This is a genomic window from Pseudomonas sp. B14(2022), from assembly GCF_012030485.1.
Lineage (GTDB): Bacteria > Pseudomonadota > Gammaproteobacteria > Pseudomonadales > Pseudomonadaceae > Aquipseudomonas.
Window position 1 is genome coordinate 1 of the sequence record NZ_JAAUVM010000012.1, and the last position, 14,706, is coordinate 14,706.

A 14,706-nucleotide genomic window follows, 5' to 3' on the forward strand; every position below is an offset into this window, starting at 1 on the left:
CGATAGCGGTGTGTCAGTCAAAGAGGCTCCAACTGAACCACCGCTATCGGGAGCAAGCCCCCTCCCACAGTTCTTGACCGCGTTGGGTCAGTAGCCGACGGTAAAGCGCTGGCGCGAGTGCTTCGGTGCTTCCACTTCGTCGATCATGGCGATGGCGTAGTCGGCAAAGGTGATCGAGCTGGTACCGTCACTGCTCACCAGCAAGTCATCCTGGCCCAGGCGGAATTTACCGGTGCGCTCGGTGCCATCGAACAAGGCCGATGGCGACAGGAACGTCCAATCCAAGTCCTTTTCCTGGCGCAGCACGTCGAGAAACGCGGCCCCTGCACTGGCTTCGGTTTTGTATTCAGCCGGGAAGCCCTCGCTGTCGATCACACGTCCGCCACCGGGCAGCAGCAACGAACCGGCGCCGCCCACCACCAGCAGACGTTTCACCCCGGCTTGTTTCACCGGGCCGATCACGGCGCTGGCGGGCAGGGTGGCGAAATGTGCCGCACTGATCACCACATCGCTGCCGCTGATGGCTTGTTCCAGGGCATTGGCATCCAGTGCATCAACCTGCTTGACGGTGACGCCGGGGCGTACAGCCAGCTTGTCGGTGTTACGCGCGATAGCCACCACGCTATGCCCGCGACGCAGTGCTTCTTCCAGCAGTTGGCTGCCGGCACGGCCGGTGGCCCCAATGATTGCGATCTTGCTCATGACGTTCTCCAGTACGGTTAGGGTTTAAAGCCATTCACCACTTCATTTCGCCCTTGGCGACTTTGGCGCTCAGTTCCAGCGAGCTTTCGTCGGCGAGGGAGGGGTAACGTTTTTTCATGGCCGCGATCAGGGCGGCGGCGTCCTTGGCCTTGGCGGTTTCTACGTCGAAGGCCTTGATGTAATCGGCAGTAAAGGCCACCGATTTCGGCGATGGCGTGCCCAGGTAGTGGCCCGGAATCACTGTGCGTGGCTGCAGCTGTTCGATGCGTTGCAGGGTCGCAAGCCAGTCTTTATGGGATTGCGCGCTTTGGGTGTCGGCCATCCACAGGTGAATGTTTTGCGCGACCACCACGCCCCCGACCACGGCCTTGATCGACGGGATCCACACGAAGCTGCGGTCCGGTTGCGGGCCGTCCAGGCCGATCACCTCCAGTTGCTGCCCTTCAAGGGTTAGGCTGTGGCCTTGCAGCACTTGGGGCACGAGGGTTTTGCCCGGTTTGTCGGCACCCATTTTCGGGCCCCAGAACTCCAGTTTACCGGCCACGGTGGCGTTGATATGGTCGACCACCGGTTGCGGCGCCAGCACCTTGGCGTCGGGGAACGCGGCTGTCAGGGTGTCGAGGCCGAAGTAGTAATCCGGGTCGCCGTGGCTGATGTAGATGGTGGTCAGGTGTTTGCCGCTGGCGCGAATCTTCTGCACCAGTTGCTCGGCCTGGCCCTTGCCGAATTGCGCATCCACCAGGATCGCGTCTTTGGCGCCGCTGACCAGCACCGAGCTGACCGGGAAGATTGCCGCCTCGCCTGGGTTGTAGACATCAAGGGTCAGGTCGGCCGCCGCTGCATGGCCGGCAAACGCCACGGCAGCGGTGAAGGTCAAGCGCTTGAGGGTTGAGAACATCGGGCAGCTCCAGCAGTCGATTCAAAGGATGCACAGAGCTTAGTTGCACTAAACCGAACTAAAAATGCGATGCTGGGACATAGTTTGTTTCTGAAATCGGGCAAATCATGGATCGTCTTCAAGCAATGCGCGTATTTGTCACGGTGGTGGACCTGGGCAGCCAGTCCGCTGCTGCCGACCATTTGGACCTGTCGCGCCCGGTGGTGTCGCGTTACCTGGCCGAGTTGGAAGACTGGGTCGGCGCGCGCCTGTTGCACCGCACCACGCGCAAACTCAGCCTTACGGCGGCCGGTGGCGAAACCTTGCCACGCTGTCGGCAACTCCTGGAATTGTGCGGCGATATGCAGGCCGCCGTCAGTGAGCCTGATAATGCGCCCCGTGGCCTGTTGCGCCTGAGTGTCAGCACCTCGTTCGGCCAGGCGCAATTGGCCGAGGCCATCGCCGAGTACGTCAAGCGCTACCCCTTGGTGACCATTGACCTGCAAATGCTCGACCGCACGGTGAACCTGGTGGATGAGCGCATCGACCTGGCCATCCGTACCAGTAACGACCTGGACCCGAACCTGATCGCCCGGCGCCTGACGGTCTGTCGCTCGGTGGTGTGCGCAACCCCGGCGTACCTATTGGAGCACCCGGCGCCGCAGAAAGTCGAAGACCTGGCCCGGCACAACTGCCTGACCCACTCGTACTTCGGCAAAAGCCTGTGGCATTTCGAAGAGCACGGCGAGCACGTGTCGGTGCCGGTGCACGGCAATATCACCGCTAACGAAGCCAGTACGTTGTTACGCGTGGCGCTGGCTGGGGGCGGGGTGGCGATGTTGCCCAGCTACCAGGCCGGCGAGCACATCCGCCGTGGTGAACTGGTACGTCTGCTGCCCGAGGCCGAACCCCGGCAGATGAACATCTACGCGGTCTATGCATCGCGCAAGCACATGCCTTCGGCGCTGCGCAGCCTGCTGGATTTCCTGGTGGTGAGGTTCCCCGAGGAGCCGTTGTGGGATATTGGTCTCTAAGGCGACATAACCCTGTTGAATGTCGTCCAATAATGGCAACTCGCCCTGCTTGGCCTATGCTTTAAACAGCACCCTGTAGATCCGTTCAGAGGTCTGTGCCATGAGCATCAAAACCAGAAAATACCTGATGATTTTCACCCTCTGCGCCCTGGCCAGCGCACTGTACGGAACTGCCGCCTACCGCGTGGAACAGACCCGTATGCAGCCGACCTTTGCGATCAGCTGTCATCAGGATCATTGCGTTCCCCATACCGGTAGTTTCAGTGCACTCAGGTAAGCGGCTGTTCGGCTTTGAGTTGCTCGCGAAACGCCTTGGGTGAGAACCCGACCCGTCGGCGGAACAGCCGAGAGAAGTTGGTCGGGTCGGAAAAACCCAGTACTTCCGACATTTCGTTGATGGTCATGCTGGTGTAGGTCAGCAGGCGCTTGGCTTCGAGTAATTGGCGGTCATGCATGATCTGCAAGGCAGGCTGCCCGCCCAGTTCCCGACACGTCCCATTCAGGTGTGAGACCGAGATACCCAGCTTGTGGGCCAGATCCTCAATCTTCGGGTGTTCCCGATAGTGCTGTTCAACCAATTGCGTAAAGCGCCGGAAGTACTCGCGGCCCCTTGGCGCGCGCGGGTGGCGGCGCTGGATGGCCTGTCGGCTGATCCACACCAGCAGCACACTGACCAGCGCGTGCATCAACATGTCCCGGGCCGGTTGGTCGTCGGCGTATTCGTCCTGCAGGCGGGCGAACTGGCTGTTGAGGTAGTCACTGTCCTGGCCCGCCGGGTAGCTGCCCAGGGTCTGCAAACCGCCTGCCGTTGCGCCCAGTTGGGCTTGCAAGTGGCTGACCAGCGGAGCCGCGAGGGTGACCACATAGCCTTCGACATCTTCGGCAAAGCGAAACCCATGCACGCACAACGGCGGCAAGACCTGCAGTGTGGCTTCGTTGAGCGTGGTGCGCTGACCTTCGATTTCTAACTCGGCCTGGCCTTTGTGCACATACAGCAGCTGGCACAGATCCGCGTGCCGGTGGGGCTGGATTTCCCACTGGTATTCCCGACTGCGGCGGGAAATGGTTTCGCAGTGCAACAAATCGGGGGTCGGCCATTGCTGGCTTTCTCCGTAAAGCTTGAAGACCGGAATCGCGGTGTTGGTCATGGTTTCAATCCGATACTCAGGACAGTGGTGCGGTAATCGCCCGAATTGGCAAAAAGCGCAGGTTTTATCGCAGTTTTCACCTTCTTATACTGCGCACTCAAGTGAAAACTGTCAGCTACCAGATCAATGACAACTCTTTCACTCGATCCGTTCGTGTGGAATTTGCGGGCGATAAAAACAATGAAAACGCTGAAAACCCAAGTCGCCATCATCGGCGCCGGTCCCTCCGGGCTGTTGCTTGGCCAACTGTTGCACAACGCCGGTATCCAGACCCTCATCCTGGAGCGCCAGAGTGCCGACTACGTGCAAGGCCGCATCCGCGCCGGGGTGCTGGAACAGGGCATGGTCAACCTGCTGCGCGAGGCGGGCGTCAGCGAGCGGATGGATGCCGAAGGCCTGGTGCATGATGGCTTCGAGCTGGCGCTGGACGGTCAACTGACCCACATCGATTTGAAGGCGCTGACGGGCGGCCAGTCCGTGATGGTCTACGGCCAGACCGAAGTCACCCGCGACCTGATGGCCGCCCGCGCCGCCGCTGGCGCCACCACCCTGTATGAAGCGCGCGACGTGCAGCCCCATGATCTTAAAAGTGATCGACCCTGGCTGACGTTCGAGCATCAGGGCGAAGCGTTTCGCCTGGAGTGCGACTACATCGCCGGCTGTGATGGGTTCCACGGTGTGGCGCGCCAGTCGATCCCGGCTGAATCGCTGAAGGTGTTCGAGCGGGTCTACCCCTTCGGCTGGCTGGGCATCCTCGCCGACACCCCGCCGGTGCACGCGGAACTGGTGTACGCCAAGCACGACCGAGGCTTTGCGCTGTGCAGCATGCGTTCACCGACGCGCAGCCGCTATTACCTGCAAGTACCGGCCGAGGAGCCGGTGGGCGAATGGTCGGACGAACGCTTCTGGGCGGAACTGAAAACCCGCCTGCCCAACGCCTTGGCTGAACAGCTGGTCACCGGCCCATCAATCGAAAAAAGCATCGCGCCACTGCGCAGTTTTGTGGTGGAACCGATGCAGTACGGGCGCCTGTTCCTGCTCGGCGATGCGGCCCATATCGTGCCACCCACCGGGGCCAAGGGCTTGAACCTGGCGGCCAGCGACGTGAGCACGTTGTTCCGGATTTTGCTCAAGGTGTATGGCGAGGGACGGGTGGACTTGCTGGAACGTTATTCCGCCATCTGCCTGCGTCGGGTGTGGAAGGCCGAGCGGTTTTCGTGGTGGATGACCTCGATGTTGCATCAATTCCCTGAGTCCGACGGATTCAGCCAGCGTATCGCCCAGAGCGAGCTGGAGTACTTCATTCACTCCGAAGCCGGACGCAAGACCATTGCGGAAAATTACGTCGGACTTCCTTACGAGCCTATCGAATAGCCTGCTATCGTATCGAGCATTCCCGCGGGGCGCCTTTTCCCGCGGGCCCTGCTCGAAGGTTCTGCCGTGACTCAGCTCAATCAGCCCGCGCCACCGCTTCCCGCGGTGCGCAGTATTCTCGCCTCGTTGATGATGGCGATCTTCCTCGGTGCCCTGGACCAAACCATCGTCGCCGTGTCCATGCCCGCCATCTCCGCGCAATTCCACGACGTCAACCTGCTGGCCTGGGTGATCTCCGGCTATATGGTGGCGATGACGGTGGCAGTGCCGATCTACGGCAAGCTCGGCGACCTCTACGGGCGGCGGCCGATGATGCTGGTCGGCATGGGCCTGTTTACCGTCGCTTCGTTGTTCTGCGGCATGGCCCAGAGCATGGAGCAACTGGTGCTGGCGCGGGTGCTGCAGGGCATCGGCGCGGGGGGGATGATCTCGGTGAGCCAGGCGATCATCGGCGACATCATTCCGCCCCGTGAACGCGGTCGCTATCAGGGCTATTTCAGCAGCATGTACGCAGTGGCCAGCGTGGCCGGGCCGGTGTTGGGCGGCTACATGACCGAGTACTTATCCTGGCGTTGGGTGTTCCTGATCAACCTGCCGTTGGGGGCCGGTGCCTGGTACGTGGCCCATCGCACCCTGGTGGGGCTGCCGGCGCCGCAACGCAAGCCGATCATCGATTACCTCGGTACCGTGCTGATGATCATCGGCCTGACCGCCTTGCTACTGGGCATCACCGAAATCGGCCAGGGCCATCATTGGCGTGACCGCCAGGTGCTGGGGTTGTTGGCCTGTGCGCTGGTGGCATTGACCCTGTTTGTCTGGCACGAGCGCCGCGCGCGGGAGCCCTTGCTGCCGATGCACCTGTTTGCCAACCGCAGTGCGGTGCTGTGCTGGTGCACGATTTTCTTCACCAGCTTTCAGGCGATTTCCCTGACGGTGCTGATGCCCCTGCGCTTTCAAACAGTGACCGGAGGTGGTGCCGACAGCGCGGCCTTGCATTTGCTGCCCCTGGCGATCGGCCTGCCCATCGGTGCGTATTGCGCCGGGCGCATGACCTCGGTGACCGGGCGCTACAAACCGATGATCCTCAGCGGCGCGCTGTTGAGCCCGCTGGCGATCCTGGGCATGGCCTACAGTGCGCCCCAGGACGTGCTGCTGACCGGTGTATTCATGCTGTTGTGCGGGATTGCCGCCGGTATGCAGTTCCCCACTTCTTTAGTCGGCTCGCAGAACTCGGTGGAACAACGGGACATCGGGGTCGCCACCAGCACCACCAACCTGTTCCGCTCTTTGGGCGGGGCGGTGGGGGTGGCGTGCATGTCGGCGTTGCTGCTGGCGCTGTTGCAGGACTCCAGCTTCGCCCACCTGGCCAGCGGTGCGCTGGTGGCGGAGGGCAGTTCCGGCAACGTGCTGCTCGATGGCCTGAACGCCGCGCCAGGCCCGACGCAGGATGCCCTACGCGGGGAATTGGGGGGGACGTTCCGGCATTTGCTGCTGGTGAGTGCGGGGGTGTCGCTGTTGGGGTTGGCGGCGGCGATCGCGATGCCCAATCGCATGCTGCGCGGGCGTGAAGACAAAATCCGCTGACTGACACAATAGAGACCTAGTGTGGGAGGGGGCTTGCCCCCTCCCACAGTTGAATGCATTCCAGTTCAGATCAGGGGCTGTAGTAACCCACCGCAACCATGAAGTGCCCGACCTTGCGCACATAAGCGTGTTTGTTCTCGACCTTGCCCGTCACCGGGTTTTTCCAGCGGTACTTGTATTCCCCCTGGTCCTGCTCGGCCATCAGCTTGAGGATCGGCTTGCCCACCGGCTTGCCGTCGGGGTCCTTGATCTTGCTGAAGTCGGTGTTGATCAGCCGCAGGTTGGTGCCGTGGGCCACGTAGCGTCGGGTGTTCAGGTCCACCACAAACACATAGAGGTCATCCTGCAGGAAGCCGCCCTGCAATGAGTTGATGGCCTTGAGCGTGCCGGCTTCATCCTTCTCCAGCGCGTTCACCGCATTGTTGCGCAGGGCGCGGGCCTGTTCGGGTGTGGCGCGCGGCAGGTAGTAACCCACGGCCAGGATGCGCTCGCCGACGCGCTGGTAAAACACATGCTTGTGCTCGACCTTGCCGTCGTTCCAGTTCTGCCAACGGTAGTCGGCCTGCTGGATACCCTGGCTTTCCGGCACCTTGAGCGCGTCCTTGAATGACTGGCGCAAGTCCGGTCCCAGCACTTCGGACACATCGCGACCGATCAAGGCGGAGGAGGGGCCGCCACTGGCCAGCAGCACGCCCTGGGTGTCGACCACGAACACATAGCGGTCGTGATCGATGAACTCGCCCTGGCGGCTGAACGCCGCGAAGGCCTTGTCACCGTTGGTCTGGTAGTAGGCCAGGGCTTTTCCCAGCAAGGCCTTGGCGGCCTGGGCGTCCTCACCCGGCGTGTCGGCGTGCACCTGGCTGAAACACAACAGCAGCAGCCAGGTGGCGCGGAGCAGTCCCTTCATGTCCCGTCCCTCGTTCTTATTGATGTGACCACAGCGTAGACGGCTCTGGCTCAGGGCGCCGCCAACCATTGGTTGACGATGCCGTCATAGACACCGGTGGCTACGCTCAGGTGCAACCACTGGTCGACATAGCTCTTCCACGCCACATCATCGCGGGGCAGCAAAAAGGCTTTTTCGCTGTACTGCATCTGCCGCTCCGGGTTGACCGCACACAGCCCCGGCTTGAGTTTCTGCTGGTACCGCGCCTCGCTGGCGTCGGTGATCATCACGTCAGCCTTGCCGGCCAGCAGTTCGTCGAAGATGGTCACGTTGTCGTGCAGGCGGATTTGCGCCTGGCCCAGGTGGGCGCGGGCAAAGATTTCGTTGGTGCCGCCCGCCGGTTCGATCACGCGCACCTGGGGCTGGTTGATCTGCTCCACGGTCTGGTAGCGCTTGACGTCGGCGCAACGCACCAGCGGGATCTTGCCGTCGACCCCGAGGGACTGGCTGAAGAAGGCTTTTTTCTGGCGCTCCAGGGACACCGAAATACCGCCCACGGCGATGTCGCAGCGCTGGGCGAGGAAGTCCGGCATCAGGGTTTTCCAGGTGGTGGGCACCCATTGGATCCTGGCATTGAGGCTCTTGGCCAGGGACTCGGCCATGGCAATGTCGATGCCTTCATAGCTGCCATCGGCGCGCAACGAGGTGTAGGGCTTGTAGTCGCCGGTGGTGCAGACGCTGAGGGTGCCGCGCTCAAGCACCTGGTCAAGGCGTGAGGGCGCGGTGTCGGCCAGGGCGGATGTGGCCAGGCTTGCCAGTACGCACAGGGTTATCGTTGTTTTCATGCGATCGAGTCCTTGGGGCATGCTCGGGGGCGGTCATTATTTCCAGCAAGGGCCAAGGTAGCAAGGTGTGGCGAATGTTTAGCCAAGTTGCAACCAAACTCCGCCAACCCTGAATTTAAACACCTATGCGGGCGTGTGACGCTGGGCGCATCTCTATCATTGTGATCCACCTATGGACGGCTCCCCCGACACTCACCCTGCGACATTGCCGTCCGAGCTCGCCTTCTGGGCCCTGTTCCACTGCCGCCACGCGCGCCCGCCAGATTCCTTTCTCCTACGCTGATTTACCCCATGGATGACGCACGCTTGTGTGCGCCTGCCTGAAACCAACGTACGAGAACCCCCATGAGTGTTTTTGCCAGCCTGCACGAAGCCCACGCCTTCCTTGAACAGCATCCGGACATCGAGATGTTCGAGCTGTTTATCCTCGATAACAACGGCGTGCCGCGCGGCAAGTTGCTGCACCGCGACGAATTGCTGGCGGTATATGAAAGCGGGCGGCCGCTGCCGAGCACTATCCTGGGCCTGACCATCAATGGCGACGATGTGGAAAATTCCGGGCTGGTGTGGGAGGTGGGTGATATCGACTGCCGCGCCTACCCGATCAGCGGCAGTTTGCAGCGCATGCCGTGGCGGCTGATCCCGACCGCTGCGGTGCAGGTCAGCATGCACCCCACCGAAGGCCTGCCCGCCACCGTGGCCGACCCCCGGCATTTGCTGGCCAAGGTAATCGAAGGCCTGAACGCCGACGGTTATTACCCGGTGATGGCGGCGGAGCTGGAGTTCTACCTGCTCGACCAGAAACCCGACAGCAATGGCCGCCCGCAACCGGCGCGGGACGTGGACGGCGGGCGCCCGCGCGCGACCCAGGTCTACGGCCTGCGTGAGCTGGAGCAGATCGAGCCGTTCCTCGCCGACCTATACAGTGCCTGCAAACTGCAAGGCATTCCGGCGCGCACGGCGATCTCCGAATACGCCCCGGGCCAGGTGGAGATCACCCTGGAACACCGCGCCGACGCCCTGCAAGCCATGGACGAAGCGGTGCGCTACAAGCGCCTGGTCAAGGGCGTGGCGCACAAACACGGCATGGCCGCGTGCTTCATGGCCAAGCCATTCGACGACCTGGCGGGCACCGGCATGCATATGCACGTCAGCCTGGCCGACGCCGAGGGCAACAACCTGTTCGCCAGTGAGGCCGCCGACGGCACGCCACTGCTGCGCCACGCAGTGGGAGGCATGCTCAGTACTTTGCTCGATTCACTGCTGATGTTCTGCCCCAACGCCAACTCCTATCGCCGTTTCCAAACCAACAGCTATGCGCCGCTGGCCGCCACCTGGGGCGTGGACAACCGCACCGTCAGCCTGCGGGTGCCGGGTGGTCCGGCCCACTCCCGGCATATCGAGCATCGCATCTGCGGCGCCGACGCCAACCCTTACCTGGCGGCGGCCGCGATTCTGGCGGGTATCCATCGTGGCATCCGCGAACAACGCGACCCCGGCGCCCCGGTGGAAGGCAACGGTTACGCCCAAGCGAAGGAGTTATTGCCCACCGATTGGCTCACCACCCTGCGCGCGCTGGAAGCTTCCAGCTGGGCGCGGGAGGCGTTCGGCAGTGAATTCCTGGGCGTGTACCTGGCGGTGAAACGGGCTGAATACCGCCAGTTCATGGGCGAGGTGGGCGAGCAGGATTGGCGTTGGTATCTGCACCAGGCGTGATGGCTTTTACGGTTGTGAGGGCTTCGACCTTTTTTTCACGTTGCAGTGGTTAAGCTGCGAATCAAGGTCGTTCACTCCCGTTCCAGTCACATGAGCCTGCGATGTCGCCACAACCTCCATCCTCCATCGAGATCGAATACGCCGAGCGCTGCGACCGCGAGCACGCCAGGGTCTGCGGTGACACGCGCCCGCCCGGCGTGCGCCAACGCCTGGCCTCATGGCGTGATGCACGGCTGGTGCGCCATGCGCTGAAGGTCGCCGGCGAGCCGGGGCTGATCCTGGACCTGGCGTGCGGCTCGGGACGCTTCTGGCCGGTGTTGGCCGAACACATCAACCGGGTGATCCTGGCGTCGGACAACTCCCAGGACATGCTCGACCACGCCCGCACCCACCATCCGGCGTCCTTGCTCAAGCGCGTCAAGACCTTTCAGGGCTCGGCGTTTTCCATCGGCTTGTCGGCGAATGCGGTGGACTGCATCTTCTGCCTGGAATTGTTTCGTCATGTGCCCGGCACCGAAGGGCGCATGGCCTTGCTGCGCGAATTTCATCGGGTCAGCCGCGATACGGTGATTGTCTCGGTGCAGTCGCGTATCACCGTGGAAGAAGAATTTCGCCAGGCCGGATTCAAGGTCTTGAATCAACAGGAATTCATGCCGGGGTCCAGCCTGTGGCGGGTCTACGTTCTGCGTAAGAAAGGATAACTCCCGCTTGTCGGACTATTCTTCATGTCCTGTCTGAGTTTTCATGGTTGCCTGTGCACTGCGGATGCTCGCTAGCCCCTTTCGCGATATATACTGCGCGCCATTCTTCAAGGGAGAGCCGTGTGGCCATCGATATTCACTGGATCTGCGACAACGATAGCCTCGGCCAGCATTGCGCCGAATGGCAGCAGTTGCCATTCGTCGCCCTCGACACCGAATTCATGCGGGTCGACACCTTTTATCCCATTGCCGGGCTTATCCAGATTGGTGATGGCGTACGCGCTTACCTGATCGATCCCCTGACCATCGACAACTGGCAACCCTTGGCCGCTTTGCTGGAGAACCCGGCGGTGATCAAGGTGGTGCACGCCTGCAGCGAAGACCTTGAGGTGTTGCTGCGCCTGACCGGCAGCCTGCCGGTGCCGCTGTTCGACACCCAATTGGCCGCCGCTTACCTGAACCTTGGCTTCTCCATGGGCTACTCGCGCCTGGTGCAAGCCGTGCTCGATATTGAGCTGCCCAAGGGCGAGACCCGCTCGGACTGGCTGCAGCGGCCATTGTCCGAGACCCAGGTGAGCTACGCCGCCGAAGACGCCGTGCACCTGGCCGAGGTCTACATTCGCCTGCGCCCGCGGTTGTCGGACGATAAATACGCCTGGGTCCTGGAAGATGGCGCCGAACTGGTTGCCAACCTGCGCCGCGAAGTCGACCCGTACGAGGTGTACCGTGACGCCAAGCTGGCGTGGAAACTGTCCCGTGCCCAGCTCGCCGTCTTGCGTGAACTCTGCGCCTGGCGCGAGCAGCAGGCCCGCGTCCGCGACCTGCCGCGCAACCGCATCATTCGCGAACACTCGCTGTGGCCCCTGGCCAAATCCCAGCCGGACAACCTCGCCGCCCTGGGCAAGATCGAAGACATGCACCCGCGTACCGTGCGCCAGGATGGCCAGTTCCTGCTGGACCTGATCAAGCGTGCTGGCAGCGTGCCTATGGACCAGTGGCCGCCTGCCGTGGCTGAACCGCTGCCGGTGGACGCTGCCACGCTGATAAAGCAACTGCGCGCCCTGGGCCAGACGTTCGCCGAGCGCCTGGAGATGGCGCCGGAACTGATGCTGCGCAAGAAAACCCTCGAAGCCCTGGTTAAAAGTGGCTACCCCGATGGGCCTTATAAATTGCCAGACTCGCTGCGTGGCTGGCGCCGCGAGTTGATGGGCCAGGCGCTGCTCGACAGCCTGGCCACTGCCGGAGAACAGCCTTGAAACGTATTTGCTCCATCTATCGCAGCTTGAAAAAAGACGGCATGTACCTCTACGTGCTCAAAAGCGACGCGCTGGAGCGCGTGCCGGAGCCGTTGATGGCGGCCTTCGGTAAACCGCACCACGCGTTCGACATGGTACTGACACCCGAGCGCAAGTTGTCCCGCGAAGACATCGTCGTGGTGCTGGAAAACCTCGACAAGCAGGGCTACCACCTGCAAATGCCGCCGGCCGAGGACGAGTACATCGAGCACTTGCCCGAAGAGCTGCTGCGTCGCAACGACCCGATGTGATCGGGCAGTGCCCCGCCCGGGGCACAGGTTTCAATGGAATCGTATTAGTGGGCGGTGGCCGTAGGGAAGCGGGCGGCCGTCTGCACTGTTTTTGAAAGGTTTGAACCATGCGTGTTCTGATTGCTGAACAGGATCACCCGCTCTACGCCCAATTGCTCAATGACGCCGCGCCGGACCTTGAGGTGCTCACCAGCGGCGACTCGGCCGAGCTCTCACGCCTGGCCGCCGATTGCCCGATATGGCTGGGCCAGCCGGACCTGTTGGCGACGCTGCTGCGCCAGGGCCACCAGCCGCAGTGGCTGCAATCGACCTGGGCCGGCATCACGCCGCTGCTGGCCGAAGGCTTGCCCCGCGACTATCGCCTGACCCGCGCCGTCGGTATTTTTGGCCAGGTCATGGCCGAGTTTGTCCTCACCTACATGCTGGGTCACGAGCGCGAAGTACTCGCGCGGCTGGTCAGCCAGGTCGAGCGCAAGTGGGACAGCCGCACCGGCCAGAGCCTGGCAGGGCGCAAGGCGTTGATCGTGGGCACCGGCGATATTGGCCGCAGCGTGGCAGAGTTCCTCGTGCCGTTTGGCGTCAAGCTGTACGGCATTGCCAGTACCGCGCGGGAACAAGCGCCGTTTATCGAAGTGGCCGGCCTCGACCAACTGGGCCGGTTGGTGGGGGAGGTGGACTACGTGATCAACCTGCTGCCCAACACACCGAATACCCATGATCTGTACGACGCCGCGCTGTTCAAGCAATTCAAGCCGACCGGCCTGTTCATCAACGTTGGGCGCGGTGTGGCGGTGGTGGATGCCGACCTGGTCGAAGCCCTGAAAGAAGGGCACCTGGCCGGCGCGGTGATCGACGTGTGCCGCCAGGAACCGTTGCCGCAACGCCACCCGTTCTGGACCGCCTGGGGCCTGTTGTTGACCGGACACAGCTCCGCGCCGACCTCGCCGTCGATGATGGTGGAGTTGTTCCTGGAAAACCTACGTGCGTACAAGGCCAAGCAAGCCCTGCGTGGGGAAGTGGATTTCGAGCGCGGTTACTGAGCCGACGCGGGAAGAAAATGTGGGAGGGGGCTTGCTCCCACATTTTAATAGTGCGTCAGTTTCAGAGGCTGAAGTCACCTTCCGACACCAACTCGCTCAGCGGCTTGCGCGGGCTTGGCACTTCACGGCCTTGCAGGTACTCCGGCAAGGTCGATTTGTCGCCCAGCTTGCCCACCGCAACGGCGGCATGCAGCGCATAACCCTCTGGAATCTTCAGCTCCTTGCGCGTCAGCTCCTGATCGAAGCCGGCCATGCCGTGGGTGTGCCAGCCGCTGAGGCTGGCTTGCAGCGCCAGGTGGCCCCAGGCCGAGCCGGTGTCGAAGGTGTGCCACAGGGCCGGGGTTTCTTCCGTGGCGCCGGGGGCGATGAAGTCGGTTTTCGAGGCGATGATCACCAGCGCCGACGCATGCTGCGCCCAGCTACGGTTGAATTCATTCAGCAGGCCCAGGAAGCGCTCCCAATCCGGCGTGTCACGGCGCGCATAGAGAAAACGCCAAGGCTGCGAGTTGTAGGCCGACGGTGCCCAGCGTGCGGCTTCGAAAAAACTCAGCAGGGTTTCCTGCGGGATGCTCTCGCCGGTAAAGGCGCGCGGCGACCAGCGTTCGGTGAACTGGGTATGGATCGGGTAATCGGCAACGCGTGTCATGGACAGCTCCTGATCGTCAATTCGGCGCTCAAAGCTACTGCGCCCCCACTAGACTGACAAGTCTTGGAACGCCGTCAGTCGTAAGCGCTTGGCCCCAGGGGCCTTGGGCACTAGACTGGCGGCCTTTTCACCTACCGATACCGATGTAGAGCCATGGCCGCCAAAGTCGAACCTTTCTGGATACGCAAAACCCTTGAACACCTCGACCAGGAGGAGTGGGAGTCGTTGTGCGACGGCTGTGGCCTGTGCTGCCTGCAAAAGCTTGAGGATGAAGACGACAACAGCGTCTATTACACGCGCATCGCCTGCAAACTGCTGGACCTGAAAACCTGCCAGTGCACTGACTACCCCAACCGCCGCGCCTCGGTGCCCGACTGCATCCAGCTCACCCCAGGCCAGGCCGACCAGTTCAAATGGCTGCCGCCTACCTGTGGTTACCGCCTGGTCAGCGAGCGCAAGGACCTGCCGTTGTGGCACCACCTGGTTTGCGGTGACCGCGACGCCGTGCACCACGAACGCATTTCCCAGTCCGGGCGCATGCTCAGCGAAGGCAGCGTGCCCGAAGACGACTGGGAGGATTACCTGATCTTCCGCGCGGGCTGAACAA

The 14,706-nt window shown here is 62.3% G+C and carries 16 protein-coding genes; 10 read left to right on the forward strand and 6 right to left on the reverse strand.

Annotated elements, in window-relative coordinates:
- Positions 1–87: 87 nt before the first annotated feature.
- Positions 88–702 (reverse strand): NAD(P)-dependent oxidoreductase, encoded by a 615-nt coding sequence (locus tag HCF10_RS18075; protein ID WP_167656094.1) that lies wholly within the window; start codon positions 700–702, stop codon positions 88–90.
- A 34-nt stretch (positions 703–736) separates the two neighbouring features.
- The gene (locus HCF10_RS18080; RefSeq protein ID WP_167656095.1) at positions 737–1,600 is read right to left on the reverse strand and encodes an MBL fold metallo-hydrolase; all 864 of its coding nucleotides are present in this window, start codon (positions 1,598–1,600) and stop codon (positions 737–739) included.
- Positions 1,601–1,707: 107 nt separating this feature from the next.
- Here HCF10_RS18080 and HCF10_RS18085 point away from each other — a divergent pair, with 107 nt between their 5' ends.
- Together HCF10_RS18085 and HCF10_RS18090 are read left to right on the forward strand one after the other, a co-directional pair.
- Entirely contained in the window at positions 1,708–2,613 is a 906-nt protein-coding gene (locus HCF10_RS18085; protein WP_167656096.1) for a LysR family transcriptional regulator, read from the forward strand.
- A gap of 100 nt (positions 2,614–2,713) precedes the next feature.
- Positions 2,714–2,890 (forward strand): hypothetical protein, encoded by a 177-nt coding sequence (locus HCF10_RS18090; protein WP_167656097.1) that lies wholly within the window; start codon positions 2,714–2,716, stop codon positions 2,888–2,890.
- Here the strand turns inward: HCF10_RS18090 and HCF10_RS18095 are convergent.
- Positions 2,883–3,761 carry a helix-turn-helix domain-containing protein gene (locus HCF10_RS18095; RefSeq protein WP_131698906.1) on the reverse strand — a complete coding sequence of 293 codons (879 nt, stop codon included), beginning with the start codon at positions 3,759–3,761 and terminating at the stop codon, positions 2,883–2,885. The genes HCF10_RS18090 and HCF10_RS18095 overlap by 8 nt on opposite strands.
- A 189-nt stretch (positions 3,762–3,950) precedes the next feature.
- Here HCF10_RS18095 and pobA point away from each other — a divergent pair, with 189 nt between their 5' ends.
- Both pobA and HCF10_RS18105 read left to right on the forward strand, forming a co-directional pair.
- On the forward strand, positions 3,951–5,135 hold the full coding sequence (gene pobA / locus HCF10_RS18100; protein ID WP_178116724.1) for a 4-hydroxybenzoate 3-monooxygenase: 1,185 nt from the start codon (positions 3,951–3,953) through the stop codon (positions 5,133–5,135).
- A 66-nt stretch (positions 5,136–5,201) separates the two neighbouring features.
- Entirely contained in the window at positions 5,202–6,719 is a 1,518-nt protein-coding gene (locus HCF10_RS18105; protein WP_167656098.1) for a DHA2 family efflux MFS transporter permease subunit, read from the forward strand.
- Between the two features lie 70 nt (positions 6,720–6,789).
- Here HCF10_RS18105 and HCF10_RS18110 read toward each other — a convergent pair whose 3' ends face one another.
- Positions 6,790–7,626, reverse strand: a complete 837-nt coding sequence (locus HCF10_RS18110) for a cache domain-containing protein (RefSeq protein WP_167656099.1) — start codon at positions 7,624–7,626, stop codon at positions 6,790–6,792.
- 50 nt (positions 7,627–7,676) lie between these two features.
- Positions 7,677–8,450, reverse strand: coding sequence for a transporter substrate-binding domain-containing protein (locus HCF10_RS18115; RefSeq protein WP_145334875.1), 774 nt, complete (start codon positions 8,448–8,450; stop codon positions 7,677–7,679).
- A 345-nt stretch (positions 8,451–8,795) separates the two neighbouring features.
- Here HCF10_RS18115 and HCF10_RS18120 point away from each other — a divergent pair, with 345 nt between their 5' ends.
- The 5 genes from HCF10_RS18120 (at position 8,796) to HCF10_RS18140 (ending at position 13,453) form a co-directional block, all read left to right on the forward strand.
- Complete coding sequence (locus HCF10_RS18120; RefSeq protein ID WP_167656100.1) at positions 8,796–10,166, forward strand: glutamine synthetase family protein; 1,371 nt, start codon at positions 8,796–8,798, stop codon at positions 10,164–10,166.
- A 101-nt stretch (positions 10,167–10,267) separates the two neighbouring features.
- The gene (locus HCF10_RS18125; protein WP_131698912.1) at positions 10,268–10,867 is read left to right on the forward strand and encodes a class I SAM-dependent methyltransferase; all 600 of its coding nucleotides are present in this window, start codon (positions 10,268–10,270) and stop codon (positions 10,865–10,867) included.
- Positions 10,868–10,989: 122 nt separating this feature from the next.
- A complete protein-coding gene (gene rnd, locus HCF10_RS18130; protein WP_167656101.1) occupies positions 10,990–12,123 on the forward strand; it encodes a ribonuclease D in 1,134 nt (377 codons plus the stop codon).
- Positions 12,120–12,413 (forward strand): YcgL domain-containing protein, encoded by a 294-nt coding sequence (locus HCF10_RS18135; protein WP_065938924.1) that lies wholly within the window; start codon positions 12,120–12,122, stop codon positions 12,411–12,413. Before rnd ends, HCF10_RS18135 begins: the two co-directional genes overlap by 4 nt.
- A 107-nt stretch (positions 12,414–12,520) precedes the next feature.
- Positions 12,521–13,453 carry a D-2-hydroxyacid dehydrogenase gene (locus HCF10_RS18140; RefSeq protein WP_145334871.1) on the forward strand — a complete coding sequence of 311 codons (933 nt, stop codon included), beginning with the start codon at positions 12,521–12,523 and terminating at the stop codon, positions 13,451–13,453.
- A gap of 61 nt (positions 13,454–13,514) precedes the next feature.
- Here HCF10_RS18140 and HCF10_RS18145 read toward each other — a convergent pair whose 3' ends face one another.
- Complete coding sequence (locus HCF10_RS18145) at positions 13,515–14,099, reverse strand: nitroreductase family protein (RefSeq protein WP_131698915.1); 585 nt, start codon at positions 14,097–14,099, stop codon at positions 13,515–13,517.
- A 153-nt stretch (positions 14,100–14,252) separates the two neighbouring features.
- On the opposite strand from HCF10_RS18145, the gene HCF10_RS18150 reads away from it, so the two are divergent.
- Positions 14,253–14,702 carry a YcgN family cysteine cluster protein gene (locus tag HCF10_RS18150; protein WP_003172524.1) on the forward strand — a complete coding sequence of 150 codons (450 nt, stop codon included), beginning with the start codon at positions 14,253–14,255 and terminating at the stop codon, positions 14,700–14,702.
- The last annotated feature ends 4 nt before the right edge of the window (positions 14,703–14,706 follow it).